The organism is Zoogloea sp., assembly GCF_044344315.1.
Lineage (GTDB): Bacteria > Pseudomonadota > Gammaproteobacteria > Burkholderiales > Rhodocyclaceae > Zoogloea.
Window position 1 is genome coordinate 1 of record NZ_JBIJDC010000019.1, and the last position, 26,087, is coordinate 26,087.

21 protein-coding genes are annotated in these 26,087 nt (G+C 62.1%); 10 read left to right on the forward strand and 11 right to left on the reverse strand.

What is annotated here, in order from left to right:
• A partial coding sequence (locus tag ACIQ09_RS06115) for an AMP-binding protein (protein WP_398307260.1) occupies positions 1 to 1,043 on the reverse strand: 1,043 nt, incomplete at its 3' end.
• 540 nt (positions 1,044 to 1,583) lie between these two features.
• Here ACIQ09_RS06115 and mshL point away from each other — a divergent pair.
• The 6 genes from mshL to ACIQ09_RS06145 are packed head-to-tail and all read left to right on the forward strand — an operon-like array spanning position 1,584 to position 9,159.
• Positions 1,584 to 3,251: a pilus (MSHA type) biogenesis protein MshL gene (mshL, locus tag ACIQ09_RS06120; protein ID WP_398307262.1), complete on the forward strand. Its 1,668-nt coding sequence runs from the start codon at positions 1,584 to 1,586 to the stop codon at positions 3,249 to 3,251.
• Positions 3,248 to 4,147, forward strand: coding sequence for a tetratricopeptide repeat protein (locus tag ACIQ09_RS06125; protein WP_398307264.1), 900 nt, complete (start codon positions 3,248 to 3,250; stop codon positions 4,145 to 4,147). Before mshL ends, ACIQ09_RS06125 begins: the two co-directional genes overlap by 4 nt.
• Entirely contained in the window at positions 4,144 to 5,856 is a 1,713-nt protein-coding gene (locus ACIQ09_RS06130) for a GspE/PulE family protein (protein ID WP_398307266.1), read from the forward strand. The genes ACIQ09_RS06125 and ACIQ09_RS06130 overlap by 4 nt, the downstream gene beginning before the upstream one ends.
• Complete coding sequence (locus ACIQ09_RS06135) at positions 5,853 to 7,055, forward strand: type II secretion system F family protein (RefSeq protein ID WP_398307268.1); 1,203 nt, start codon at positions 5,853 to 5,855, stop codon at positions 7,053 to 7,055. Before ACIQ09_RS06130 ends, ACIQ09_RS06135 begins: the two co-directional genes overlap by 4 nt.
• A gap of 2 nt (positions 7,056 to 7,057) precedes the next feature.
• Positions 7,058 to 8,572 (forward strand): hypothetical protein, encoded by a 1,515-nt coding sequence (locus tag ACIQ09_RS06140; RefSeq protein WP_398307270.1) that lies wholly within the window; start codon positions 7,058 to 7,060, stop codon positions 8,570 to 8,572.
• On the forward strand, positions 8,569 to 9,159 hold the full coding sequence (locus tag ACIQ09_RS06145; RefSeq protein WP_398307272.1) for a hypothetical protein: 591 nt from the start codon (positions 8,569 to 8,571) through the stop codon (positions 9,157 to 9,159). Before ACIQ09_RS06140 ends, ACIQ09_RS06145 begins: the two co-directional genes overlap by 4 nt.
• A 67-nt stretch (positions 9,160 to 9,226) precedes the next feature.
• Here ACIQ09_RS06145 and argJ read toward each other — a convergent pair whose 3' ends face one another.
• Complete coding sequence (gene argJ / locus ACIQ09_RS06150; RefSeq protein ID WP_398307274.1) at positions 9,227 to 10,465, reverse strand: bifunctional glutamate N-acetyltransferase/amino-acid acetyltransferase ArgJ; 1,239 nt, start codon at positions 10,463 to 10,465, stop codon at positions 9,227 to 9,229.
• Positions 10,466 to 10,818: 353 nt separating this feature from the next.
• On the opposite strand from argJ, the gene ACIQ09_RS06155 reads away from it, so the two are divergent.
• On the forward strand, positions 10,819 to 11,895 hold the full coding sequence (locus tag ACIQ09_RS06155; protein WP_398307276.1) for a molybdopterin biosynthesis protein MoeY: 1,077 nt from the start codon (positions 10,819 to 10,821) through the stop codon (positions 11,893 to 11,895).
• Between the two features lie 89 nt (positions 11,896 to 11,984).
• Here ACIQ09_RS06155 and ACIQ09_RS06160 read toward each other — a convergent pair whose 3' ends face one another.
• Positions 11,985 to 13,208 (reverse strand): ABC transporter permease, encoded by a 1,224-nt coding sequence (locus ACIQ09_RS06160; RefSeq protein ID WP_398307278.1) that lies wholly within the window; start codon positions 13,206 to 13,208, stop codon positions 11,985 to 11,987.
• Position 13,209: 1 nt separating this feature from the next.
• Positions 13,210 to 14,433: an ABC transporter permease gene (locus ACIQ09_RS06165; protein WP_398307280.1), complete on the reverse strand. Its 1,224-nt coding sequence runs from the start codon at positions 14,431 to 14,433 to the stop codon at positions 13,210 to 13,212.
• A 354-nt stretch (positions 14,434 to 14,787) separates the two neighbouring features.
• On the opposite strand from ACIQ09_RS06165, the gene ACIQ09_RS06170 reads away from it, so the two are divergent.
• Together ACIQ09_RS06170 and ACIQ09_RS06175 are read left to right on the forward strand one after the other, a co-directional pair.
• Entirely contained in the window at positions 14,788 to 15,576 is a 789-nt protein-coding gene (locus ACIQ09_RS06170; RefSeq protein WP_398307282.1) for a PEP-CTERM sorting domain-containing protein, read from the forward strand.
• Between the two features lie 274 nt (positions 15,577 to 15,850).
• Complete coding sequence (locus tag ACIQ09_RS06175; protein ID WP_398307284.1) at positions 15,851 to 16,729, forward strand: class I SAM-dependent methyltransferase; 879 nt, start codon at positions 15,851 to 15,853, stop codon at positions 16,727 to 16,729.
• Positions 16,730 to 17,210: 481 nt separating this feature from the next.
• Here ACIQ09_RS06175 and secA read toward each other — a convergent pair whose 3' ends face one another.
• A complete protein-coding gene (secA, locus tag ACIQ09_RS06180; RefSeq protein WP_398307286.1) occupies positions 17,211 to 19,937 on the reverse strand; it encodes a preprotein translocase subunit SecA in 2,727 nt (908 codons plus the stop codon).
• 146 nt (positions 19,938 to 20,083) lie between these two features.
• Here secA and ACIQ09_RS06185 point away from each other — a divergent pair, with 146 nt between their 5' ends.
• The gene (locus tag ACIQ09_RS06185) at positions 20,084 to 20,515 is read left to right on the forward strand and encodes a DciA family protein (RefSeq protein WP_398307288.1); all 432 of its coding nucleotides are present in this window, start codon (positions 20,084 to 20,086) and stop codon (positions 20,513 to 20,515) included.
• Here ACIQ09_RS06185 and ACIQ09_RS06190 read toward each other — a convergent pair.
• The 6 genes from ACIQ09_RS06190 to ACIQ09_RS06215 form a co-directional block, all read right to left on the reverse strand.
• Positions 20,512 to 20,700, reverse strand: a complete 189-nt coding sequence (locus ACIQ09_RS06190) for a hypothetical protein (protein ID WP_398307290.1) — start codon at positions 20,698 to 20,700, stop codon at positions 20,512 to 20,514. The genes ACIQ09_RS06185 and ACIQ09_RS06190 overlap by 4 nt on opposite strands.
• Before the next feature lie 8 nt (positions 20,701 to 20,708).
• Positions 20,709 to 21,626, reverse strand: a complete 918-nt coding sequence (gene lpxC / locus ACIQ09_RS06195) for a UDP-3-O-acyl-N-acetylglucosamine deacetylase (RefSeq protein WP_398307292.1) — start codon at positions 21,624 to 21,626, stop codon at positions 20,709 to 20,711.
• Between the two features lie 160 nt (positions 21,627 to 21,786).
• Complete coding sequence (ftsZ, locus tag ACIQ09_RS06200; protein ID WP_398307294.1) at positions 21,787 to 22,923, reverse strand: cell division protein FtsZ; 1,137 nt, start codon at positions 22,921 to 22,923, stop codon at positions 21,787 to 21,789.
• Positions 22,924 to 23,074: 151 nt separating this feature from the next.
• Positions 23,075 to 24,304, reverse strand: coding sequence for a cell division protein FtsA (gene ftsA / locus ACIQ09_RS06205; RefSeq protein ID WP_296564769.1), 1,230 nt, complete (start codon positions 24,302 to 24,304; stop codon positions 23,075 to 23,077).
• On the reverse strand, positions 24,304 to 25,176 hold the full coding sequence (locus tag ACIQ09_RS06210; RefSeq protein ID WP_398307297.1) for a cell division protein FtsQ/DivIB: 873 nt from the start codon (positions 25,174 to 25,176) through the stop codon (positions 24,304 to 24,306). The genes ftsA and ACIQ09_RS06210 overlap by 1 nt, the downstream gene beginning before the upstream one ends.
• A complete protein-coding gene (locus ACIQ09_RS06215; protein WP_398307299.1) occupies positions 25,169 to 26,083 on the reverse strand; it encodes a D-alanine--D-alanine ligase in 915 nt (304 codons plus the stop codon). The genes ACIQ09_RS06210 and ACIQ09_RS06215 overlap by 8 nt, the downstream gene beginning before the upstream one ends.
• Positions 26,084 to 26,087: the final 4 nt, after the last annotated feature.

Consider the following 26,087-nt stretch of genomic DNA (forward strand, 5'->3'; position numbering starts at 1 on the left):
TGGATCATCTTCCAGAAGCGGCCGGCGTCCGGGTAGGTGGGCACGCCTTCGAAGACGACTTCGGTTGCACCGCAGGCCAGAGGGCCGTAGGTGATGTAGGTGTGGCCCGTGACCCAACCGATATCGGCGGTACACCAGAAGACATCATCCGGCTTGATGTCGAAGGTGTACTTCATGGTCAGAATGGCGTGCAGCAGGTAGCCGCCGGTGGAGTGCTGAACGCCCTTCGGCTTGCCGGTAGAGCCGGAAGTGTAGAGCAGGAACAGGGGGTGCTCGGCCTCGACCCATTCCGGTTCGCACACATCGGACTGCTGGGCGACCAGATCGTCGGCCCAGAAATCGCGACCGGCGACCATGGCAGTTTCAGCGCCGGTGCGCTTGACCACGATGACGCTCTTGATGGTGGGGCAGCCGCTGGCCAGCGCTTCGTCAGCGATGGACTTGAGGGGCAGTGCCTTGCCGCCACGGTTCTGGCCGTCAGAGGTGATCAGCAGAACAGCGCCGGCATCGTTGATGCGGTCGGACAGGGACTGGGCAGAGAAGCCGCCGAACACGATGGAGTGGGTTGCGCCGATACGGGCACAGGCCTGCATGGCAACCACGCCTTCGATGGACATCGGCAGGTAGATGACGACGCGATCACCCTTCTTGACGCCCTGGCTTCTGAGCGCGTTGGCAAACTTGCAGACACGGCTGAGCAGGTCGGAGTAGGTGACCTTGGTCACATCGCCCTTGTCGCCTTCGAAGATCAGGGCAACTTTGTCGCCAAGACCATTCTTGACCTGGCGATCAAGGCAGTTGTAGGAAACGTTGAGCTTGCCATCGGCAAACCATTTGAAGAACGGAGCGTTGCTCTCGTCCAGAACCTGGGTGAAGGGTGTCTGCCAATCGAGAAGCTCCTTGGCACGGGCACCCCAGAAGCCTTCGTAATCCTTCTCGGCTTCGGCACACAAGGCCTTGTACGCATCCATGCCCGACACGGCCGCGTTCTTCACCACCTCTTCAGACGGATAGTAGAACTTCTGGGTGGTTTCGCTCGTCATTTTTTCACCTCTCCTCGTGTTATGAGTGTGCAACGTTGTTAGCTCTGAAACCTTGCTGGCGGGGAGTCCGGCCGCTCGTGCCTCATGGATGCATGCGCCTTGTCGTGGCGCTTATTGGTGCACCGGCCCTGGGTCCGACGGGCATTTAAGACGATCAATCTTACACAGGACTTACACACGACCGGTCGAGCACCCGTTCCGGGCATTCCATGCCAGCACCGCACCCTAAGGGTGCATACCCATAAATTGATTGCACGCATCCTCAATCGCCAACGTCACACTTTTATTCAAAACAGATAAACTGAAATAGAATAAATGTCATAAACATAACTCGGCCCTGCTGCGATGCCAGCCCACCGTCTCTGTCTGCTATTGCCCATGTTGCTGGCCGCGTGCGCATCCCACCCACCAGACCTGCCTTCCTCCAGCCACATCCGCGCCGGAACCCGCCCGACCACGACACAGTCAGCTCCGGCCCCGCAGCCGAACATCCTGCCTTTGCCGCCCCCCGCTCCGGCGGCCAGGCCGGAGACATACTCCGTGGTGGTCACTGCAGTGCGCGTGCAGGATCTGCTGTTCGCGCTGGCCAGGGACGCCCGGATCAACATCGACATTCACCCCGGTCTTGCCGGCACCGTCACCCTCAACGCCATCGACCAGACCCTGCCGCAGATCCTGGAACGGCTGGCGCGGCAGGTGGACATGCGCTACGAAATCAACGGCAGGACCCTCTCCGTGATGCCGGACACTCCGTTTCTTCGCAGCTACCGGCTTGATTACGTCAATCTGAATCGCAGCGTGACGGGCACCGTATCGACCAACACCCAGATCGCCACCAGCGGGACAGGTGGCACGCTTGCCGGAAGCAGCAGCGGCGGTGCGGGGTCCCTGATGGCAGGCGGCAACGTGTCGGCCACCCGGATCGAGAACACTTCCCGCAACCAGCTGTGGGAATCGGTAGAGAAAAACCTGCGTGACCTGCTCCGCGAGACCGACAAGATTCTGCCCGAGGGCTCCAGCGAAACCGTGATCGAGAACTTTGAAACGGCCACCAGCACAGGGCCGGCGTCGGCCTCACGTTTCAGCACGCAGACCGGCGACGCCCGCCCCCGATCCCGGAGCGGCACTCAGCCTCAAGCCCCCGGCCCCGCCGGCCCCAGTTCGATGCAGAACAGCGCCACCACCACGGTGCACAAATCCACGTTCCGCGAAGCGGCCTCGGTGATTGCCAACCGGGAGACCGGCGTCCTCACCGTCCGCGCCACCGCACGCCAGCACGAGAAGGTGGGTGAGTTCATTGACCGGGTGACCACGGCCGCCCGTCGCCAGGTGCTCATTGAGGCCACCATCGTCGAGGTCAGCCTCGGCGACACCTACCGGCAGGGTATCGAATGGAGCCGCATCCTCACCAGCGGCACGAGCTTCGGCATCAGCGGCCCCGGACTTGGCAGCACCGCGGGCAATGCCGTCACCCCCTTCAGCGTCGCCTACAAGAGTGCCGACGGCATCGATGCCACCGTCAAGCTGCTCGAGAGCTTCGGCACGGTCAAGGTCCTTTCCAGCCCGAAGCTCTCGGTGCTCAACAACCAGACCGCAGCCATCAAGGTCGTTGAGGAGTACGTCTATTTCAGTGTCAAGGCCGATACCACCCAGACCACCAATGCCGGCGCCCTGACCACCGTCACCACCACCCCCCAGTCGGTCTCGGTGGGGCTGGTAATGACCGTCACCCCCCAGATCAGCGACAACGACGAGGTCATCCTCAACGTCCGTCCCACCATCTCCAGCATTTCGGACTTTCGCCGAGATCCGAACCCAAGCATTCCAAGCGGTATCGCCAATCTGGTTCCGCAGATCCGGACCCGCGAGATCGAATCCGTGTTGCGTATTGAAAACGGCGAGACGGCGGTGCTGGGCGGTCTGATGGAAGACCGTATCGACTACAAGACCGGCCGCGTCCCGCTGATCGGACAGTTGCCGCTGCTAGGCGAGCTATTTACCAACCGGGACAACGGCATACAGAAAACCGAGCTGGTCATCTTCCTGCGCCCGGTGGTCGTCACCGACACCCGGCTTGCCGCTGTGATGGCACCGCTGCGGGACAGGCTCCCTGACGCGGGTTTCTTCAGCACCGCGCCATCCCCTGGCGCCCCCAACTTCCCGACCGAGGCCCGGACGGGTGCCAACCCGGAAAGGCACCAGCCATGAGCTTTCTCATCGAAGCCCTGCGCGGAGCAGAGGATGGCAGGGGCGCACCGGCCCCCCTCCCCCTGGATCCATCCCCGCCGAGGCTCGCGCTCGAACCGCTCAACAGCTCGCCACCACCCACCCGCGCGCTTACCGAAAGTCAGGGCGAACCACCCGCAGCCCCCTCCGATCAAGCCGGCAGCCCACCACCCGCGGCGTACCCGCGCCAAGCCCTGCTTGCCGGGCTTGCCGGCACCACCGCCCTGATGGCACTGGCAGTCGGCATAGGGTTCGAGATGCGCCCGCTGACCCGCGCCGAGCCCGCCCACCCGGGCGACTTCGCATCTGTAGCGCCCCTTCCCGAAGCCACATCGGACCACCCCCTTGCCCCAGCCCCCGAAAGCCCGGGCGGCCCCATCACCACGTCGCGCAGAGCCGCTACAGCGCCACCCGTAGCACGCGTTGCCGCCCCTGAAAACCTGTCTGCCCCTGCCCACCCTGGCACGGCCACTGTTATCCGTCTGGAGCAGACAAGCACCAACTCCGATACCGCGACAATCCAGGCCCACGCGGCCTACCTTGCCCATGACCTGCCCCGGGCTGAAGCGCTCTATCGGGAAGCCCTGCAAGCATCGCCAAACGACAGCGACGCGCAGCGCGGCCTTGGCACCATCCTGGCTCTCCAGCAGCGCTGGGCCGAAGCACGGCGTGCCTACGCCCAGGCCCGCAGCCTCTCCCCCGACGACCCCGACCTCGCCTACAACCTGGCCGTCACCCTCGACCAGACAGGCCAGCTCAAGGCGGCAGCGACCCACTACCGTCAGGCCCTGGCACTGGCCGCCCAGAGCCCGGCGCACTTCAACCTGGCCGAAGGCAGCGCGCGCCTGCAGGCCCTTCTCCAGGAGCCGTCACCATGAACCGTGACCCGCACGCCCATCAGCCCATCGGCCAGACGCTGATTGCCCTGGGCCTGATCAGCACCGACCAGCTCCACATCGCCCTGCGGGAACAGACCCGGACCCGGGAGATCATCGGGCGACAGCTCGTGCGCCTGGGCTTTCTCTCAGAAGCCACGCTGCGCGACGCACTCGCCCGCAGTCTCGACCAGGCCAGCGCCGACCTGTCGGGCCTGCTGCCCGACGCAGAGGCCCTTGCTCTGGTACCCCGCCAGGCCGCCCGCCGGCTCGGCCTGATCCCCCTCAGCTACGACGCCCTGCAGCGGCATCTGGTGGTTGCTGCCAGCAACACCGGCGACATCGTGGCCCAGGACCAATTGCGCAGCCTGCTGCCAGGTGGTGCCACCGTTGAATTGCGCCTGGCCGGTGATTCGGAAATCGCCTGCGCCATCGACCTGCTGTATGGGCACGAACTCTCCATTGACGGGATCCTCCACGAGATCGAAACCGGTGAGGCCGACACCGCCAGCCTTACCGGCAGGGGCGATACCTACGCCCAACCCGTCGTGCGTCTGATCGACGCCCTGCTCGCCGATGCCGTCAAACGGGGCGCTTCTGACCTGCACTTCGAACCGGAAGCGGCCTTCCTGCGCATCCGCTACCGCATCGACGGGCTGCTGCGCCAGATCCGTGCCCTGCACAAATCCTACTGGCCCGCCATGGCCGTGCGCATCAAGGTCATGGCCGGGCTCAACATCGCCGAAACCCGGGCCCCCCAGGACGGCCGGATCTCCCTCAGCGTCAGCGGCCGGCCAGTGGATTTTCGTGTTTCCACGCAACCCACCATCCACGGCGAGAACATCGTGCTGCGGGTACTGGATCGCCAGAAAGGCATCGTAGGCCTGCACGAGCTCGGACTCAGTGACGCCCGGCTCGAGCTGCTCAAACTGATGATCGCCCGGCCGGAGGGGCTGATCCTTGTCACCGGCCCCACCGGCAGCGGCAAGACCACCACGCTGTACTCCATCCTCGGCCACATCAACGCCGAGGGCATCAACATCATGACCCTCGAGGACCCGGTGGAATACCCCATGGCGCAGATCCGCCAGACCGCCGTGTCCGACGCCGCCCGGCTGGATTTTGCCAATGGCGTGCGAGCCATGCTACGCCAGGATCCGGACGTGATTCTGGTGGGTGAGATCCGCGACGGCGACACTGCCCGCATGGCCTTCCAGGCGGCGATGACCGGCCACCAGGTGTACTCCACACTGCATACCAGCTCGGCCATCGGGGCCATTCCGCGCCTGCTCGACCTGGGCATCGTGCCCGATATCCTGGCCGGCAACCTGATAGGCATCGTCGCCCAGCGCCTGATCCGCCGCCTGTGCCCCCACTGCCGCGAAGCCTACCCGGCTGCCGACTACGAAATGCGCCTGCTCGGCAGTGCGGGCAATGCCACTCGCCCCACGCTTTTCCGGGCTACGGGCTGCCCCCAGTGCGACTTCCAGGGCTACCGGGGGCGCCTCGCCATCATGGAGCTCCTGCGTCTGGACCCCGACCTGGACGAACTGATCGCCCGGCGCGCCACCGCACGGGAACTTCACCACGCCGCTGCATCAAGAGGCTTCACCCGCCTGGCCGACGACGGCACCCGGCGCGTTTTCGACGGGGACACCTCCCTCGAAGAGCTGGCCCGGGTCGTGGACCTGACTGAACGCCTGTTCCCATGAGTGCCTTCAGCTATCGGGCGATAAACCCGCGCGGACGTAGTGTGCGTGGTCGCATGGAGGCCGCCAACCTGGCTGACCTCGAACTGCGCCTGCGCCGGCTCGGCCTCGACTTGGTCCATGGCACGCCGGTCCGACAGATCACATGGCAGCGCCAGCGCAGCATCAGCCGGCGCGAACTGATCAACTTCTGCTTTCACCTGGAACAGTTCCTGCGCGCCGGCGTGCCCATCATCGACAGCCTGGCCGATCTGCGCGACTCCCTCCATCGCACCCGCTTCCGGCAAGTCATCGGCGATGTCGTAGAGGCCATCGAAGGCGGACTCGGCCTGTCCCAGGCCCTGCAGCGTCACCCGGACGTGTTCAATGGGGTGTTCTGCAGCCTGGTCCGGGCCGGCGAACATACCGGGCAACTGCCCGGCGTTCTCCGTGCGCTCACCGACACCCTCAAGCGCGACGACGAGCTGGCCGCCTATGCCCGACGCATCGCCATTTACCCGGCCATCGTGGCCATCGTGATCAGTGCCGCGCTGGGCGTCGCCCTGGTTCATGTCGTCCCCGAGCTGGCCCGCCTGTTCCAAAGCGCCGGGCAGGCGCTGCCATGGCAAACCCGCATCCTCATCGCCCTGTCCGGCTTCATCATCGACCACGGCTGGCTCATTGTGCTGACGGGTGTCTCCGGGCTGCTACTGCTGCGCCACGCCATCAGTACACGCCCGGCCCTGAGGCTGCGTTTCGATGCGGCCCTCCTTCACCTGCCCATTCTCGGCGCCGTGCGACACAAGATCATCATGGCCCGCTTCACAGGCCTGTTTGCCATGATGTACGCCTCAGGCATCACGGTCATCGACGCACTACAGTCCGCCGAAGACGTGGTCGGCAACACCGCCCTGCGCCAGGGTCTGCAGCAGGTCGGCCAGGAGATCGCCCAGGGCAGCAAGGTATCGGACGCCTTCCGCAAGGTCGAACTGTTTCCCCCCCTGGTCACCCGCATGCTGCGGGTTGGCGAAAGCACCGGCGCCCTCGACACCGCCCTCGCCAACGTCAGCTATTTCTACGATCGGGACGTGCGGGAGGCCATCGAAAAGCTGCAAGCCAGCATCGAACCCACCCTCACCCTGGTACTGGGCGGGCTGCTCCTTGCCGTCATGGGCGCGGTGATGATGCCGGTCTACGACATCATCACCCGGATGAAGCTCTGAACATGGCAGCCCAGCACATCCTTTACCTGAGCCCCTCGGGTCTCACTGCATTCGCCATTGCGCGCAGCGGCATCGAGGCGCTGCAGCGCTTTTCTCCGGATGATGGGCTGGAGCATTTCGACAGCTTTCTGTCGAGGCTGGCAGCGGGTACGCGCCTCAGCCTGCTGGTGGACCTGCCGGACGAAGCACACCACCTTGAAACCTTGCCTTTCATCCGGGGCCGCGATCGACGGCCGATGCTGACCCGTCGCCAGGAGCACCTGTTTGGCGACACCCCCTTCCGCAGCTACCTGTCCCTCGGCCGGGAGCGAAGCGGCCGCCGGGACGAGCGAATCCTCTTCGCAGCCCTCACGCGGCCTGCCACCATCCAGCCCTGGCTGCGGCGGATCGTGCAATCGCCGTGCATCCTGGCGGAGGTGGTGAGCACCTCCTTCCTCTCTCAAGCCCTGGCCGCCCCACTTCACTCCGGCGCCACCCCTTTCCTGCTGGTGCACACCACGCCCGCAGGCCTGCGCGTTTCCTGCTTCGAGAACAGTCAGTTGCGCTTCAGCCGCCTCACCGTGAGCGCGGCAGCGCAGGACCACCCTGACGCGAGCTTCGTGCACGACGAGATCCGGCGCAGCTTCGACTACCTGCTCAGTCAGCGCATCGTGCCCCGTGACCGCCCCACCAGGGCACTGGTTCTGACCGCCGACGAAGAAACCTGCACCACCCTCGGCACAGGCCCCGCAGGCCCCAGTTCAGGGCTGGATCTCCAGCCATTGCGCCTGGGGCAAGCCGCCCTCGCCCTGAAGCTGCAATACACCCCCACAGACACCGACAGCCTGCCGCTGCTGCTCCGGGCGCTCGCCGCCCACCCCCGGCTCCCCCAGTTCGCCCCCGCCGAAGCCCTCGCCGGACACCGCCTTCAGCAAATCGGGCACATTGCCGGCATCCTCGCGAGCGCCTTCTTTATCGCCTGCCTCGGTTACACCAGCCTCAACCTGCTCGCCGCCCGCAGCCAGCGCAACCTTGCCGAAGCCAGCCAGCACCAGGCCACCCTGCTGGAAGCACGTCTTAAGGCCGTCATCGCCGGGACGCCGGCCACACCGCTCCCCCTTGAGCGCCTGAACCAGACTCTGAACCGGGTTCAGGCCCTCGCCACCAGCAGCACAGGCCCTGAGCCTGCACTGCGCCAGCTCGCCGCTGCCCTCGCACCGGTACCCGATTTCAGCCTGCAGGAGATCGAATGGAATGTGCAGCCCCCCAACCGGCAGCCCTCTGCGCCTGAGTCCACCACCCAGACCCTGCGGGTCCGCTTCAGCCTCCCACCTGGGATAGAGCAGACACGGGAGCGGGTCGGTCAGGCCAAGGCCCTGCTGGCCGCCCTGGGCACACTACCCGGGGCGCAACTCCAGGTAATGCGCCAGCCACCGGAGATGGCTGAGTCCGAGCCGTTGCGGGTTGCGGAATCGCCTCCGGGCGACACCTCCCCCCAGTTTGAAGTCCTTGTTCAGCTCACTCTCACCCACCCATGACGCCACCAGACCGCCCTTACCTGCAACTGCGTACGCCGGCCGTCATCTGCGCCGTCCTGCTCGCGGGTGGCATCGGTGTAGCCTTTAGCAGCCATCAGCTTCTGAACATCGCGGAGGAGCGGACGCGAGCAGCGGCGCGCAGTCTGGCTCAAACGGAGCACGCGCTCCTGGAGGCGGAGCAGACCGCAAACCAGACCCGGGAGGCCCTGACCCGCCACGCAAAAGTCCTGAGCACGGGCATCAGCCGCCCTGCAGACCGGGTGGCCTGGATCGAGCATCTCGAGTCCCTGCGGAGGAGCCCGTCGATCACACAACTCAACTACGAAATCAGCCCCGAGCACCCACTCATGCCGGCTGAAGCGGGAACCGATGAGCGCCCGGTGCTGCTTGCCCACACCCTGCACATGCACGCCAGCGTGCCCCATGAAGACGCCTTTCTTGAGCTCATGAACAGGCTCGGCAAGGCCGACACGCCCCTTCGCCCCACCCGCTGCCAGCTTTCGCGCCTGGACGAGGCAGGCAAGAAGGCCAGTCTGAACGTCCACTGTGACGTGGACTGGATACACCTCCGCCTCACCACCCCCTAAGACAACAAAGGCGCCCTTCAAGGCGCCTCGGCAGCAAGTGACTCAGCCCCCTCACGGGGGCTTCCAATCAGGAGCGGTAGTCTGCGTTGATCTTCACGTAATCGTAGGAGAAGTCGCACGACCACAGCGTGGCCGCTGCGGCCCCGCGCGCCAGATCAACCCGTACGGTGATCTCAGCACCTTGCATGACGCGGGCGCCCGCCTCTTCCCGGTAAGACTCGGCACGTCCGCCCTTCTCAGCCACCAGCACCTCTTCACCAGCGCTGCCCAGCCAGACACGCAGGCGGGACACATCCAGATCATCAATGCCCGCATAGCCGATGGCCGCCAGGATGCGCCCAAGGTTGGGGTCAGAAGCAAAGAAGGCCGTCTTGACCAGAGGCGAGTGACCGATGGCATAGCCAACCTTGCGACACTCGTCCCGGTCCTTGCCCCCCTCAATCTGCAGGGTGATGAACTTGGTAGCGCCCTCGCCATCCCTGACGATGGCCTGGGCCAGCCAGATGGACAGATCCAGGACTGCTGCCCGGAAAGCAGCGAAGTCGGCCGACTGGGCATCGACAAGGGTCGGGTTGCCAGCCTGGCCAGTCGCCATCAGGATGAAACTGTCGTTAGTGGACGTATCGCCGTCGACGGTGATGCTGTTGAAGGACAGATCGGCCACCTCCTTGACGAGGGCATCCAGCAGCGGCTGGGCCACATCGGCATCGGTGGCCAGAAAGCCCAGCATGGTCGCCATGTTCGGTTTGATCATGCCGGCCCCCTTGGACATACCGGTCAGGGTCACGGTCTTGCCACCGATGTTCACCTGGCGGGACGCCGCCTTGGGCACCGTGTCAGTGGTCATGATGCCGTGGCAGGCCTCGTACCAGCCATCGACCTTGAGGGCATCGCGCGCCGCCGGGAGCCCGGCAATCAGCTTGTCCACGGGCAAGGGTTCGAGAATGACGCCAGTAGAGAAAGGCAGCACCTGGTCGGCCTGAATGCCGAGCAAGCCGGCCACGGCTTCGCAGCTGGCTCGCGCGGTGGCCAGGCCGGGCTCGCCAGTACCGGCATTGGCCACCCCGGTGTTGATGACCAGAGCGCGTACACGCCCTGCCGGCAAATGTGCCTTGCACACCTGGACAGGCGCAGCGCAAAAACGATTCTGGGTGAACACCCCGGCCACCCGGGCGCCCGGCGCCAGTTCGATGAGGGTGAGATCCTTGCGGTTGAGCTTGCGGATGGCGGCTTCGGTCACACCGAGTCGTACGCCGGGAACCGGCAGCAGGGCAGCAGCATCAGGGGGGGAGAGCAAAACAGGCATGACGAGAACTCCAGAAACAGGGCCATTCGGCAAAGTCTGCGATGATAAGCCCGGATGCGTTTCAGGCGCACCATCCGGACTCACGCCCGCACGAACAGAGTGGACGCCGATCCCCCCTTCACGCAAGATACTCATGGAGCGTACCGATCAGACTCGGGAACTCTCGGGCGTCCCGAGCACCTCACCGGATATGGAGCGGCAAGCGGACCACTCGAATCTCCGCACCCCAGATCGGCAGCAGCCGTTGGCTGATTTACGGACTGGCGCAGGCCAGGATCCAAGCGACACCGGGATGAACGTGGCCGCTCGACGTATTCAGAGGCGACGACTTGACAGGAAAAATGAGGCACCACATGACAATTCCAGATCCCATCGTCAGGATACTCACGCTCGCTCGCTGGGCGCCGAGTGGAGATAATTGCCAACCCTGGAAATTCGAGATCATTAACGAAAAACATGTTGTCGTTCACGGAACCGACACCCGTGAATGGTGCCTTTATGACTTCGACGGGCATGCAAGCCACATAGCCCACGGAGCCCTGATCGAAACGATAAGAATCGCGGCGAGCGCAGAAAAACTGACAGTTTCCTGGAAAAGACGAGGTGACTCAGCCGGAACAACCGCGATTTACGACATCCATTTCCAACCGGAACCTGAACTTTCTGACGATCCTTTGCTGCCGTTCATCGAGTCGCGCGTCGTTCAGCGTCGCATGATGAAGACGACACCCCTGACCGAGGAACAAAAGAGAACACTTGCCAGTGCGGTGGCCCCTGATCTCGAAGTCGTTTTCTTTGAAACAGGATCGGACAAGTCGAACATCGCCAAACTTCTATGGCGAAGTGCATACGTGCGCCTCACCTGCCCCGAGGCCTACTCCGTTCATCGCGAAGTCATTGAATGGAACGCTCGCTTAAGTATCGACAGAATTCCGGAAGAGGCCGTAGGCGTAGACAGGCTGACAGCCAGACTCATGCGATGGGTGATGCACAGCTGGAAACGCGTCAGCTTTTTCAACAAGTTCCTGTTCGGGACTATCCTGCCACGAATCCAACTCGACGTACTCCCGGCGATTTTCTGCGGCACGCACGCCTTGCTGAAACCGAAAGCTCGACTTTCCAGCACTGACGACTATGTCACCGCCGGTATGTCCATACAGCGTTTCTGGCTGACAGTTGCGTCGCAAGGGCTCTATCTTCAGCCTCAAATGACGCCCGTAATATTCCGCTGGTACGCCCGACATGAAAAGCCTTTTTCGGCCTTACCCGAACCCATGAGCGTAGCCAAGGAAATATCCGATCGATTTGAGAAACTGGCAAATATAGACAAACAGGACGACCTTGCCTTCTTTTGCCGCCTCGGAGAATCCAGCCCTCCACGCTCCAGATCCTTGCGCAAGGCTCTAGGGGATCTGATCATCCGCTCCTGAGCCTGCCCGCCCCGAGGATACTGCGCCTTCAGCCACCCTTGGTATGAAGAAGGCGCTTCATTTCTTGATGGATTCAGACAAACGGCGCTTCAGATGTTCTGGCGCAAGGCATCGACGATCGGAATCCGGCTGATCTTGCGTGCCGGCAGCACCGCTGCCATCACCGTTGCCAGGAAGCCAATGAAGAATGCCATCACAATCGTAAGTGGCACGATTCTGATCATGGCGGTATAACCGACATTGGAATTGGGCGGAGGCGGCATCGGAATCCCGATGGCTGATACCAGGATGGCCAGGAGGACTCCCGCCATGACCCCCAGAGCGGCCCCGGCCAAGCCTAACAGGATACTTTCCGTGATAACCAGACGCACCACGTCCTTGCGCCGGTTTCCGAGCGCCTGCATGGTGCCAAACTCACCCTGACGCTCGAAAAGGCTCATATTGACGCTGTTGGCCACGGAGAGCAGAACCATGAGCAGAATGATGAATTGCAGGACACCAAACTGCCGGTCATACAACTGAACCGCCTTGTCATAATAGTCGGATATGGTCCTCCAACTTTTGACCTCGAATTCACTGCCATTCAGAAGTGTCTCAACAAGGCTCAACACGCGATCGGTATCCCTGGTTTCATGCAGGGAAACAACCAACAAATTGACTCCTTTGCTGAAAAGCAGCTCTTGTGCTGCCGTCAACGGAATCCTTACCGCTCGTGCATCGTACTCCTTGGAAAAGGTCTGAAACACTCCGACCACCTGGAGATCGAGCGTGTTCATGGCACCTTCCGCGGTATTGGCCAACAGTGTCACGCGGTCTCCGGGCTTCAAGCCAAGAGAGCGTGCCAACCCGTCTCCCAGCATGATGCCATCGGTGTCGGCGGCTCGCAGGTGGCGACCTTCGGTGATCATCACCAGGGTGCCGAGACGTGCTTCCTTATCGGCCTCCAACCCCTCTCCAATAATTGCGAAATCACGTTTCCCGTTGTTCAGCAAACCCGAAAAATACATCCGTCCCATGACGGCATCGACACCCTGAATCTGAGCAATTCTGGCTTCAAGCTCCGCCGGATTCTCAATCATGAAACGCTCGGGAGAGCGCGTACCCTTGTCGATGAAATCCTTCTTGAAAACCTGAAGATGGCCCGTTTGCGAGTGGATGATGGCTTCGCCCAACTGGATAAAAATGTCCTGAATGAATCCACCGGCAAGGATCAACCCTACGACCCCAAACGCCACCGCCATCAAGGTGACGCCGCTTCGCAGCTTCTGCCTGAGTATGTTCCGCAAGGCCAGGTTAATCGGCATGATGCTCATCTCAACGCTGATGCCGCAACGCATCCACAATGATCACATTGGATGCTCGCCAGGCCGGAACGATGCTCGCAATGAGCGTCGTACCAACCGCAAGAAGCAGCGCATCGAGAACCAGCAAGGGCGTGATCATGATCTCCCCGATATAGCCCTTGGCCATGCCGGGAGGAGGAGGCATCGGAATGCCTATGGCAGAAATAAGATGAGCCAAAAGGTAGCCGACGACGACCCCAAGCGCCCCGCCCAACAGCCCTAAAATCACGCCCTCAATGATGAACATGCGCAAGACCGCCTTGCGCCTCTTTCCGAGCGCCATGACAGTCCCGATCTCATTCATCCGCTCTATGACTGCCATGGAAAGGGTATTGGAGATGGACAGAATGATGATCATCCCGATCAAAAGCTTGACGACCCCTACCTGCCTGGAAAAAAGGACTACCGTCTTATTGTAGAAATCGGCCAGATCGTACCAAGGCACTGCGTCGAACCCCTTGCTCTTGAGCTGCGCCCCGTACTGCTCCATGAACAGGCTGGTCGCGTCCGTCCGATCCAGAACAACAACCCAGTTGGTTGCTCCGGCGACTTTGACGAGTTTGCGCGCCGTCACAAGAGGCACCCGCAGCGAACTGTCATCAAAGGACTTGCTATAAGTCGAAAAGATACCCCTCACGTGACAATCAACGCCATTCACGCCACGCGACTTGGTCGTTACAAGCAGCACCACGCGATCCCCTACCTTGACACCAAGATTAGCGGCAAGCCCCTCACCAATGACCAGTCCCGTTGGGTCAGACGGCGACATGGGCTCACCCGAGATAATCTGGATGCCCTTGCTCAACCGGATTTCCTTGCCCGGATCCACTCCCTCGCCAGAAAACGACAGCGTCGCCTCCCCGAAACTTATCAGACCCGTAAAAGCAAGACGGGGAGCTACGACCTGCACGCCAGGCGCCGTGGATAGACTCTGAAGTTCACCGTTCGCCTCGTCCGCGGGAAGCAGATTGGCGTAGGGGTCTGCCGCCCCCCCTTCAAAATAACCGGACCGGACAACTTGCACGTGCCCTAGCTGCGACTGAATCGTAGACTCCCGCATCTGCAGGAAGATCCATTCTATGAAGCCGCTGGCGAGCATCAGCGCCACGACGCCTCCCACAATGGTGAGCAGGGCGAACAGGGCCCGGCGTCTCTGCCTCAGTACGTTGCGAACGGCAACATCCAGCTCCAGCATCACGGTTGATAGAGCAATCATCGTGTCGGGACGGCGCGCGCCTTGTTACCTGCTTACTTGTCATGGGAGTTCATATGATACCCAGCATCCCCCACGGCAACCAGCGGCCTCGACTTCAGAGCATTCGGAGGCGAAGCGAAGCGTGCGCCAGGCAGACACTGGAATTTGTGTCGGCATTTTTTACAGATGCTCCTCAAACAAGTTCAAGACTGCGCGAGCCACCCGCAAATAACAAATTTTTTCTCTTAAAAAACAGACCACTAACTAGCCGCCCAAAAAACGGGCCCACCTCTTGCTAAGATTGTTACACGGCGCTGGTATCTGCCTAAACTTAACGAACTCAAGGAGTAATTCATGTTTAAAAAGACTCTTATCGCATTGGCCCTTGCTGCACCGCTGTCCGCTTTCGCCGCCCTCACCACCTTCAGCGACGTCCCGATGGGCGGCTCCAAGACCATCGCCTTTGATCAGATCCAGATCTCCGGCGGCAACTCCCAGGTCATCCTGACCGACGCCAACGCCAACGGCGTTGTCGACGCGGGCGACACCTTCGTGGAAAACGGCCTGGTGGCTGGCTTTGGCTTCACTGACATCAACGGCGACCCGATCAACAACAGCGGTCTGAACGAGGCTGGTGGTTATCAGCTGTTCGCCGTGTTCAACCCGCTGGCTGGCATGGTGACGTTCGCGGCTCCCGGCTTTTACCAAGTGGGCTTCGGCGGCGTCTCTAGCTTCACCCTCTACTACGACACCGACCTGACCGCTGGCCTGCAAATGGGCACCTCGACCGTGATCGGTCAAGGCACCAACGGCGCGGGTAACTGCGTGGTCGCTCAAGCCATCAACGGCGGCGCTTGCGTGCTCGGCTTCGATTTTGACGACGCCGCTGTGAGCAAAGCCGGTGTCTTCACCTCTGGTGGCATCGATCTGGGCCTCCTGAATGCTGGCCTCCGTGTCGACATGAACGTTGACCGCATCCTCCCGACCTTCTTCTCCCCGACCTATGATGTGGTTGGCGGTACTCAAGAGCGCTTCCTGGACCACAACGGTTCTGCCTCCTTCGTTGTGCCGGAACCCAGCAGCCTGGCGCTGCTTGCCCTCGGCGGTCTGGCTGGCCTGATCCGTCGTCGCAAGGCTGTCTGATCGACATCGACATCGCCCCTCTCCAGGTGTGATGTCGATACGGTGAGCGGCGCAAGCCGCTCGCTTGAAAAGCAGGGCCCCCCGACTGTCGGGGGGCCCTGCTTTTTTGCGCTTCTCCTTGCCTCTCTGCCAACCTTGGACCTAAGCCCCAAGCGCGAAATCCCTACCAGACCGCAGGCCAACTTTGCGTTCCACAATCCTCCGACGGTTTGTCTTTTCGGCAATCGAATGTAAAGTGGAAGTCTAGGTACTGAAATTCGCGGAGCGTTCTACCATGCCCTCATTGTCGGTGATGAAAGTCTTGCTGAAGGAACTGACGACGAACGAGCAAGTCCCCAGAGTCCCTGAGCCAACGCTGGTGATGGATGACATCGACCAAGTGGAGGCTTACACGCGGGCTGGACGTGAAAACGGAGTGATGGCCCCGGTCTACCTGTTTCATGCAATGCAGATCTGCCAGATCATTTTGCCTGGAGACCATGTCCTCGACCTCGCCTGCGGTCCGGCAAATCAGCTGTGCATGATTGCCAGGCTCAATCCTGACTGCCAATTCACAGGCGTTGATCTCTCTCCGAACATGCTGAATCAGGCCCGTGCGCTCGCCGCGTCCATGGGCCTTGCCAATGTAAAGTTCGTCGCTGGATCCATCACGGAACTCTCCGAGTTTGGCGACGCCAGCATCGATTGCATCATGTCAACGATGGCCTTGCACCACCTCCCCAACGTTGATGCATTGCGCTGCACCTTGAAGGAGTCGGCACGAGTCCTAAAACACGAAGGAGGGCTCTATCTTGCCGATTTTGGTCGACTCAAACGTAGGGACTCCATCGACTATTTTGCCAATCAATACAAAGATCGGCAGCACCCCCTATTTACACTCGACTACCTGAACTCGCTCCATGCCGCATTCACGCTCCAAGACTACGAACAGGCATGCGAGGACGCATTTGGTCACCGTGCGAAAGTGTTCAGCACCTGGAAGGTGCCTTACATGCTCACCACACGGACCCCCGCGCGCAGGGAATTACCGCAGCAACTCACAGAGGCCCTGAAGGCCATCCACGCCGATTTGCCGGATTACCATAAGCGGGATTTTGCAGACTTGAAGACGTTTTTCAATCTGGGGGGAGTGAAAACCCCGGCGCTGGGCTAGCCCTCGATCCTGCTCTGACAGGCTCTTGTTGAACATCAAGTCCGCTTCCAATGCAGAAGGGCTTGCCCAACGCAAAAACCTCGCACTGCGTTGTCGAAGAAAGTGATGATGTACATCAATTCAGTGCAGCGGCTCATCGGAGGAAAAGTAGCCTGAACCTGTCCTGAGCCTACTTCCTAACGAGCGCCAGGAAGTGGGAGGAACGACACCTTCTCTTGCTTGCGCCGGCGCCCCACGCGCGCGCCCTTCCGAAGCACACACGCAGCGACAGCCTGCAGAGCGCATTTTTCAATCATGCGACTCAAGCAGGCCATGACGTCCCTGACAACAATGGTCATCCCCAGGCCCGAACAGGTGCAAAGGGGGCGCTACTGCTATCAATAAAGTTACAAGCAGTTTGAACTGGCCCACTCCAGCGACACCGGACTTCACGCCGTGCGCAGAAACAGAACCGACCAGAATCCGCACAAGCGAGTAAGCATTAGCTCAACTTGCCGTGGCAGTGCTTGTATTTCTTGCCAGAACCGCAGGGACAAGGATCGTTGCGGCCAGCCCTTGGCGCAGCAGCTGCGTGCGGCTGGGCAGCTTCGCGATCCGGATTGGCCGTGGCCAGGGCCTCGTCGTAATCGGCGTGGTGGTACTGGACGTTCTCGAGCTCGGCCGGCGCTTCGACTTCCTCAAGTTGTGCTTCCGAACGAATCTGGACGGTCATAAGCAGCCGGGTCACCTCGGTACGTACGATCTGCAGCAGATTCTCGAAGAGCTCGAAAGCCTCGCGCTTGTACTCCTGCTTCGGATTCTTCTGGGCATAGCCTCGCAGGTGGATGCCCTGACGCAAGTGGTCCAGCGCAGACAGATGCTCGCGCCAATGAGTATCCAGGCTTTGCAGCATCACATTGCGTTCGAAGCCGTGCCAGGCGTTGGCGTCCACCAGAGCGACCTTGTCGGCGTAAGCCTGGGCGCCAGCCTCAAGCAGGCGCTGCAGGATGTCATCGTCGGTCAGGCCGGAATCGGCCTTCACCCACTCGCTGACCGGCACCTTGAGCTGATACTCGGACTCGAGCGCCAGTTCGAGGGCGGGAATATCCCACTGCTCTTCAACCGAATCGACCGGCACGTAGATACGGAAGAGGTCATGGAGCACCCCCTCACGCATCGCTGCGACGGTCTCGGAGATGTCGGTGCTCTCCAGCAACTCGTTGCGCTGCTGGTAGATGACCTTGCGCTGATCGTTGGAAACGTCGTCGTACTCGAGCAGTTGCTTGCGGATGTCGAAGTTGCGCTGCTCGACCTTGCGCTGGGCCGACTCCAGGGAGCGGGTCACCATGCCGGCTTCAATGGCCTCCCCTTCGGGCATCTTCAGGCGGACCATGATGGCGTTCAGGCGCTCGCCGGCAAAGATCTTCATCAGGGGATCTTCCAGCGACAGGTAGAAGCGGCTCTCGCCCGGATCCCCCTGACGGCCGGAGCGGCCGCGCAGCTGGTTGTCGATGCGTCGGGACTCATGACGCTCGGTGCCGATGATCTTCAAGCCCCCCGCCTGCAGGACTTTCTCGTGAACCGCCTTCCACTCCTCGCGCATGGCCGCAATGCGGGCGTCCTTGTCGGCATCGGTGAGGGACTCATCCTCGCGGATCAGGGACACGGGCTTCTCGACATTGCCCCCCAGCACGATGTCGGTCCCCCGACCGGCCATGTTGGTAGCGATGGTGATCACCCCGGGGCGCCCTGCCTCGGCAACAATCTCGGCCTCGCGGGCGTGCTGCTTGGCGTTGAGCACGTTGTGCGGCAGCTTGGAGCGAGTCAGCAGATCGGACAACAGCTCGGAGTTCTCGATGGAGGTCGTGCCCACCAGCACGGGCTGACCACGCTCTACGCAATCCTTGATGTCGGCGACGATGGCGTCGTGCTTCTCCTTCATCGTGCGATACACCTTGTCGTTCTGGTCCTTGCGGATCATCGGACGGGAGGTGGGCACAACAACGGTTTCAAGCGAATAGATCTGGTGAAACTCGTAGGCTTCGGTGTCGGCCGTACCAGTCATGCCCGACAGCTTGCCGTACATCCGGAAGTAGTTCTGGAAGGTGATCGAGGCGAGGGTCTGGTTCTCGGCCTGGATTTTCACGCCTTCCTTGGCCTCGACGGCCTGATGCAGGCCCTCGGACCAACGTCGTCCGGCCATCAGGCGCCCGGTGAATTCATCAACGATAACCACTTCACCGTTCTGCACCACGTAATGCTGATCCTTGTGATACAGCGCGTGGGCACGCAGGGCAGCATAGAGGTGGTGGATCAGCAGAATGTTGCCCGGATCATAGAGGCTGGAGCCCTCAGGCAACATACCCAGACGGGCCAGGATCTCCTCCGCATGCTCGTGCCCTTGCTCGGTGAGGAGCACGGAATGGGCCTTGAGATCGACGGTGTAATCGCCCGGAACGGTGATGCTCTCGCCTTCGCCCTCCTGACGCGTCAGCAGGGCCGGAACGGCATTCATGCTGACATAGAGCTCGGTGTGATCCTCGGCCTGGCCGGAGATGATCAAGGGCGTACGGGCCTCATCGATCAGGATCGAGTCCACCTCGTCGACGATGGCGTAGTTGAGGCCGCGCTGCACGCGCTCGCCCGACTCATACACCATGTTGTCGCGCAGGTAATCAAAACCGAACTCGTTATTGGTGCCGTAGGTGATGTCTGCCTCGTACGCAGCCTTCTTCGCGTCATGGGGCATCTGCGACAGGTTGCAGCCGACACTCAGCCCGAGAAAACGGTAGATGCGCCCCATCCAGTCCGAGTCACGGCTGGCCAGGTAGTCATTGACGGTGATCACATGAACGCCCTTACCGGTGAGCGCGTTCAGGTAGACCGGCAGGGTGGCGGTGAGGGTCTTGCCTTCACCGGTGCGCATTTCGGCAATCTTGCCCGCGTGCAGCACCATGCCGCCCACCAGCTGCATGTCGAAGTGGCGCATCCCGTGCACCCGCTTGCCGGCTTCGCGAACCACGGCAAAGGCTTCGGGCAGCAGGGCATCGAGGCTCTCGCCCTTGGCGACACGCTCACGGAATTCGTCCGTCTTGCCGCGCAACTCCTCATCGGACAAGGCCTGAATCTTCGGCTCGAGTGCGTTGATGGCACGCACCGTCTGGGAGTACTGGCGAATCAGCCGGTCATTGCGGCTGCCGAAAATTTTCTTGAGAAGGCCTGCGATCATTTGATTTCGAAGGGGAAACGCGGCAAAACGCGGATTCTATCATGGCACCCGGACGCGACCGTGACGGAGCACCGGGTGCCATTGATACTTGTCCGACCCGGACTATCTCCTTACGATGGGGACGATTTCGTAATTTCCAAGCCCTGATGAGCGCCAGTTCGATCGACAATTTCCTCGGAAGCGGTGACGCTCTCGCCCGCCTGCAGGCCCATGCTGGCCGCCTGCTGCGCCTGCAGCGGCAACTCGGCGAGTTGTTGCCGGACTACATGGCGGACGCCTGCCGGGTCGCCAACATCAAGGGAGAAGAACTGGTCATCCACGTAGAGAGCGCCGGGCTTGCCGTCAAGCTCCGCCAGGCCGTGCCCAGCTTGCTGGCGGACTTTGCCCGAGCGGGGGTGATTCTCCGGGACATCAAGATCAAGGTAGCCGTTCGGGAATACCGGCCCGCGCCACCGCCGCCTCCCCACAGGCACGTGAGCGACTCGACGCGCTCGGGCCTGGATCACCTGGCCGCCAGCCTGCCAGCCGATTCGCCGTTGGCCAAGGCCCTGAAGCGCTTCGTCAAGCAGGCCGGCTAGACGAAGGGTACGAAGACGCGCTCAACGACAAGGAGCGCGAAGAACACCAGCGCGACAATGATGGCGTAGCGAAAGAGCCGCCAGCCGAGGGCGAGATAGCGCCGGTCACGGGTGAATACAAAGGCCAGCAGCGAGCCGGCAATTCCGATCGCCACCAATACCGCGACGAGTCGCAGGATCAGCATGACTCAGCTCAGACGCTGGCCAAAGCAAACAGCTGGGCTACGGCCGGTGGCGTACTGGCCTCTTCCTCGAAGGTCACGATATCCCAGGCGGTCTTGTCTTCGAGGAGCACCCGCAGGATCTGGTTGTTGAGGGCATGGCCGGACTTGTAGGCACTGTATGAGGCCAGCAGGGAGTGCCCCGCCAGGTACAGATCGCCGATGGCGTCGAGCACCTTGTGCTTCACGAATTCGTCGGCGTAACGCAGGCCATCGGCGTTGAGCACCCGGTACTCGTCCATCACGATGGCGTTGTCCAGGCTGCCGCCCAGGCCAAGCCCATTGGCGCGCATGAACTCCACGTCCTGCATGAAGCCGAAGGTCCGCGCCCGCGCCACTTCCCGCACGTAAGAATGCTCAGCAAAGTCCACCACCACCGACGTACCGGTACTGTCGATGGCCGGGTGGTTGAAGAGGATGGAAAAGCTGAGTTTGAAGCCATCGTAAGGCTCCAGGCGCACCCATTTGTCGCCCTCCACATACTCCACCGGCTTGAGCACGCGCAGGAAGCGCTTGGGGGCCTTCTGCTCCTCGATACCGGCGGACTGGATCAGGAACACGAAAGGCCCGGCGCTGCCGTCGAGGATGGGGATCTCCGCTGCGTCCACGTCGATGTGGGCGTTGTCGATGCCGAGGCCCGCCAGGGCCGACATCAAGTGTTCAACGGTATTGACCTTGGCGCCCTCGCGCTGCAGTCCGGAGCACATGCGGGTGTCACAGACGGCATAGGGGTCGGCGGGCAGGTCAACGACAGGATCAAGATCGACCCGATGAAAGACGATGCCGGTATCGGGCGCAGCCGGCCTGAGGGTCAGCGTCACCTTGGCGCCGCTGTGGAGCCCGACGCCTGTGGCGGTGACAACGGTTTTGAGGGTGCGCTGCTTCAGCATGATCCGGATCCGCGTTCAAGTCATTGAATCTTAACACAGGCAAGCTGCTGCACTGCAGCAAGCTCCAGCCTGAAGATACCCCTTAAACGAAAAACGCGCAGCGGTTGGAGGCGACCTCCCGCTGCGCGTTTGTCTGAGCCACCGGAGCGGCCCGGAGCGATCAGTCCGCCTGCTTGCGCAGGAAGGCCGGAATGTCCAGGGTGGACATTCCGTTGGCGCTCATGGCCTCCACGGTGGTGCGGGAAGTGCGGCGGATCACCGCCGGCAACTCCAGGTTTCCGTAGTCGATTTCCATGCCGATGTTATCGGTACCGGTACGCACCATTTCGATCTTGCGCGGCATGACCGCAGCGCGCACGGCACCGAGACCAGTCGCCACCACGGTGACACGGATACGGTCTTCCATGTTCTCATCGAACACGGTGCCATACTTAACGAAGGCTTCGGAAGCAGCGAAGGCCTGGACGGTCTTCACCGCATCACGGACCTCGGACATCTTCAGGTTGCGGCTGGCGGTGATGTTGATCAGCACACAGCGGGCGCCGGACAGCTCCGTGCCTTCGAGCAGCGGCGAAACAGCAGCCTGCTCGGCGGCAATGCGAGCACGATCGAGACCGGCGGCCTGGGCCGAGCCCATCATCGCGCGGCCCATCTCGGCCATGGCCGTGCGTACGTCCTGGAAGTCCACGTTCACCAGGCCAGGCACGTTGATGATCTCGGCAATGCCGCCAACAGCACTGGTCAGCACGTTGTCTGCAGAACGGAAGCAATCCTCGAAGCCGGCGTCGTCGCCGTACACCTCGAGCAGCTTGTCATTGAGGACGACAATCAGGGAGTCCACCTGCTTGGAGAGCTCTTCCACGCCGCTCTCGGCCACGCGGATACGATTCTCGAAGTCGAAGGGCTTGGTCACCACGGCAACGGTCAGGATGCCCATTTCCTTGGCGATCTCGGCCACCACGGGGGCAGCACCGGTGCCCGTACCACCACCCATGCCGGCGGTGATGAAGCACATGTGGGCGCCTTCGAGGGCGGCCGCAATGGCGTCACGGGACTCCTGGGCTGCGGCACGGCCGGCCTCCGGCTTGGAGCCGGCGCCAAGGCCGGTCTTGCCGAGCTGAACCTTGGTCTGGGCCAGGCAGCGGGACAGGGCCTGGGCATCGGTGTTGGCGATGATGAAATCCACGCCCTGAACACCTTCACGGATCATGTGATCGACGGCGTTGCCACCTGCGCCACCGACACCAATCACCTTGATGTTGGTACCGCCGCTCGCCTTTTCAACTATTTCAAACATTTACCTCGCCTCCAAGAGAAACTGCGCTTATTTGCCCTGCGCGCAAGCAATCCTATATCTAGTATTAACCGCAAATTCTATAACTAAATAAAGGGCCGATGCACACAAATATTCAATTCATGACACCCCATTCCATGGGGTGCATTCACCATCAGAAATTACGCTCGAACCAGGAACGCATTCTCGAAAACACCTGCCCCACATTCCGCGTCTGGCGGGCCTGAATGCCGCGCCGCTTCTGCGCCGCCCCCTCCATGACCAGCCCCATTGCGTTGGCATAGCGCGGTTCGCAAACCACGTCGGCCAGCGCCCCGTCATACTTCGGATAACCGATACGCACGGGCATGTGAAACACTTCTTCACCAAGCTCAACCATTCCCTGCATCACCGCTGCACCGCCAGCCAGCACGATGCCGGAGGACAACAGCTCCTCGTAACCGGAACGACGCAATTCGGCCTGGACCAGTTCATACAGCTCACACACCCGCGGCTCGATCACGTCGGCCAGCGCCTGACGGGACAGCTTGCGGGGCGGGCGGTCACCCACTCCCGGTACCTCGATCATCTCTGAGGCGTCAGCGAGGGTGTGCATGGCCACACCGTGGCGGATCTTGATTTCCTCGGCCTCGGCGGTCGGCGTGCGCAGGGCCATGGCGATATCGTTGGTCACCTGATCGCCAGCAATGGGGATGACGGCGGTGTGACGGATGGCGCCCTGGGTGAACACGGCCAGGTCAGTGGTACCGCCGCCGATATCCACCAGACACACGCCCAGCTCCTTCTCGTCGTCGGAGAGGGTCGCGTAGCTGGACGCCAGCGGCTGCAACACCAGGTCCAACACCTCCAGCCCGCAACGCCGCACGCACTTGACGATGTTCTGGGCAGCGGAGACGGCACCGGTGACGATGTGCACCTTCACTTCAAGACGCACGCCGCTCATCCCGATGGGCTCGCGCACGCCGTCCTGGCCGTCGATGATGAACTCCTGGGTCAGGATGTGCAGGATCTGCTGATCGGCCGGCAGGGGCATGGCGCGGGCGGTTTCAATGACCCGCTCCACGTCGATCGGCGACACTTCCTTATCCTTGATCGCCACCATGCCGTTGGAGTTAAAGCTACGGATATGGCTCCCGGCGATGCCGGTATAGACGTCGCGGATCTTGCAATCGGCCATCAGCTCCACTTCCTGGATGACCCGGGAAATGGCGTCGACGGTGGCCTCGATATTCACCACCACGCCCTTCTTCAGGCCCGAAGACGGCTGTGTGCCCAGGCCGATCACGTCCATGCGGCCGTCCGGCTTGAGTTCGGCCACCACGCAGGTGATCTTCGAGGTGCCGATGTCGAGGCCGACGATCAGTTCCTTGTACTCTTTGCTCATCACTTACCTTTGCTTTCTTGCTTGCCCGACGGCGCGGCGGACGCGATCGGCCGGAGGGCAAAACCACTGGGGTAGCGGAGGTCCACCACCGCCACATTCATGTTCAGCTGGGCCTTGGCCTTGGGGAAGTGGCGCACGAAGCGCGACAGGCGCTCGTCGATGGGCGCCTTGGCCTGGTCATGACCAAGCTCGATGGTCAGGCCGTCCTCCATCTTCAACTGCCAGGCCTCCCGGGCCGACAGGGAGACACCAACCAGCTGTTTGCCGAGGGGCCCGAGCTTGTTGGTGAAATCCTCGAACTTGGCCAGCAGCACTCCCGACGAACCTTCTGGGCCGCTGAAAACAGGCATGCGGGCATTGCTGGCGGCAGAGAAGATCTCGCCGTATCGATTCACCAAGCGCATGTCGCCCGTCTCACCCACCCGCCAGTAGGCCGATGCCACGTGCTCTTCGAGACGCACCTCAATGCCACCCGGCCAGCGCCGGCGCACATCGGCGCGACGCACCCAGGGCAGCTTCTCGAAGGCACCGCGCACATCGTCGAGATCAACCGTGAAGAAGTTGCCGCGCAGGGATGAACGGGCCGCGTACTCGAGCTGGGCATGAGTCACCTGAGCCAGGGGCGTGGTCACCACGACCTCCCGCAGCGGATACACGGGCAGGCGCGAAACAGCGGCCACCGCGGCGTAGCCCAGCCCTGCAGCGCCAAAGACCAGCAGCACGTCGGAGATCAGGTTGAGGAGCTGGGGACGGTCCCACAGCCCGTTGCCACCCACATCCCGTGCCGGACGTGCGGGACGCGCACGCTTCCCGCCGGCGGCCTTGCCGCTGGCCTCGGGAGGCACGTTGGAGGTGGGCCGCAGATCAGCCAAGGCGGGCTCCGGCAAGAATTTCCAGGCACAGGGCCTCGAAGGACAGACCCGCCACCCGGGCCGACATGGGCACCAGGGAATGGTTGGTCATGCCCGGGGCGGTGTTGATCTCGAGCAGGGTGAAGCTGCCGTCCTCGCGCAGGATCAGATCGGCGCGACCCCAGCCGCGGCAGCCCAGCACCTTGGCACAGCGCACGATGGCGGCCTGGATCTCCGTCTCCTGGGCCTCTGGCAGGCCACTCGGACAGAAGTACTGGGTGTCGTCGGTAAAATACTTGTTCTGATAGTCGTAGTTGCCACCCGGCGCAACGATGCGCACCAGGGGAAGCGCCCGATCCCCCAGGAAAGGGGCGGTCAGCTCCTGGCCGGTGACAAACTCCTCCGCCAGCACCAGTGAATCAAACTTCGCAGCCAGTTCCCAGGCAGCCTTGAGCTGGCCGGCCTCGGTGACCTTGGTGGCCCCCATGCTGGAACCTTCATGCACGGGCTTGACAAAGATCGGCAGGCCCAGATCGGCCACCACGGCATCCCAGTCGGTATCAGCATCAAGAATCGCGAAACGCGGCGTGGGAAGGCCGGACGACAGCCACACCAGCTTGGTGCGCCACTTGTCCATGCCGATGGCCGAAGCCATCACGCCACTGCCGGTGTAGGGGATGCCCATCAACTCAAGCGCCCCCTGAACCGTACCGTCCTCACCGCCACGCCCATGCAGAGCGATGAAGGCGCGCTCGTAGCCCTGCTCCTTGAGGATGTGCAGGTCGGTCTCGGCGGGGTCGAAGGCATGGGCATCCACACCGGCGCCCTGCAGCGCGGCCAGCACGGCACGCCCCGACATCAGGGAGATTTCCCGCTCGGCGGAGCTTCCGCCCAGCAATACCGCCACTTTTCCGAATTGACTGCTCACGTCC

Coding starts and splice junctions, on each gene's coding strand:
- ACIQ09_RS06125 (WP_398307264.1), top strand. CDS start 3,248: ATGAGCTTTCTCATCGAAGCCCTGCGCGGAGCAGAGGATGGCAGGGGC.
- ACIQ09_RS06130 (WP_398307266.1), top strand. CDS start 4,144: ATGAACCGTGACCCGCACGCCCATCAGCCCATCGGCCAGACGCTGATT.
- ACIQ09_RS06135 (WP_398307268.1), top strand. CDS start 5,853: ATGAGTGCCTTCAGCTATCGGGCGATAAACCCGCGCGGACGTAGTGTG.
- ACIQ09_RS06140 (WP_398307270.1), top strand. CDS start 7,058: ATGGCAGCCCAGCACATCCTTTACCTGAGCCCCTCGGGTCTCACTGCA.
- ACIQ09_RS06145 (WP_398307272.1), top strand. CDS start 8,569: ATGACGCCACCAGACCGCCCTTACCTGCAACTGCGTACGCCGGCCGTC.
- argJ (WP_398307274.1), bottom strand. CDS start 10,465: ATGCCTGTTTTGCTCTCCCCCCCTGATGCTGCTGCCCTGCTGCCGGTT.
- ACIQ09_RS06155 (WP_398307276.1), top strand. CDS start 10,819: ATGACAATTCCAGATCCCATCGTCAGGATACTCACGCTCGCTCGCTGG.
- ACIQ09_RS06160 (WP_398307278.1), bottom strand. CDS start 13,208: ATGAGCATCATGCCGATTAACCTGGCCTTGCGGAACATACTCAGGCAG.
- ACIQ09_RS06165 (WP_398307280.1), bottom strand. CDS start 14,433: ATGCTGGAGCTGGATGTTGCCGTTCGCAACGTACTGAGGCAGAGACGC.
- ACIQ09_RS06170 (WP_398307282.1), top strand. CDS start 14,788: ATGTTTAAAAAGACTCTTATCGCATTGGCCCTTGCTGCACCGCTGTCC.
- ACIQ09_RS06175 (WP_398307284.1), top strand. CDS start 15,851: ATGCCCTCATTGTCGGTGATGAAAGTCTTGCTGAAGGAACTGACGACG.
- secA (WP_398307286.1), bottom strand. CDS start 19,937: ATGATCGCAGGCCTTCTCAAGAAAATTTTCGGCAGCCGCAATGACCGG.
- ACIQ09_RS06185 (WP_398307288.1), top strand. CDS start 20,084: ATGAGCGCCAGTTCGATCGACAATTTCCTCGGAAGCGGTGACGCTCTC.
- ACIQ09_RS06190 (WP_398307290.1), bottom strand. CDS start 20,700: ATGCTGATCCTGCGACTCGTCGCGGTATTGGTGGCGATCGGAATTGCC.
- lpxC (WP_398307292.1), bottom strand. CDS start 21,626: ATGCTGAAGCAGCGCACCCTCAAAACCGTTGTCACCGCCACAGGCGTC.
- ftsZ (WP_398307294.1), bottom strand. CDS start 22,923: ATGTTTGAAATAGTTGAAAAGGCGAGCGGCGGTACCAACATCAAGGTG.
- ftsA (WP_296564769.1), bottom strand. CDS start 24,304: ATGAGCAAAGAGTACAAGGAACTGATCGTCGGCCTCGACATCGGCACC.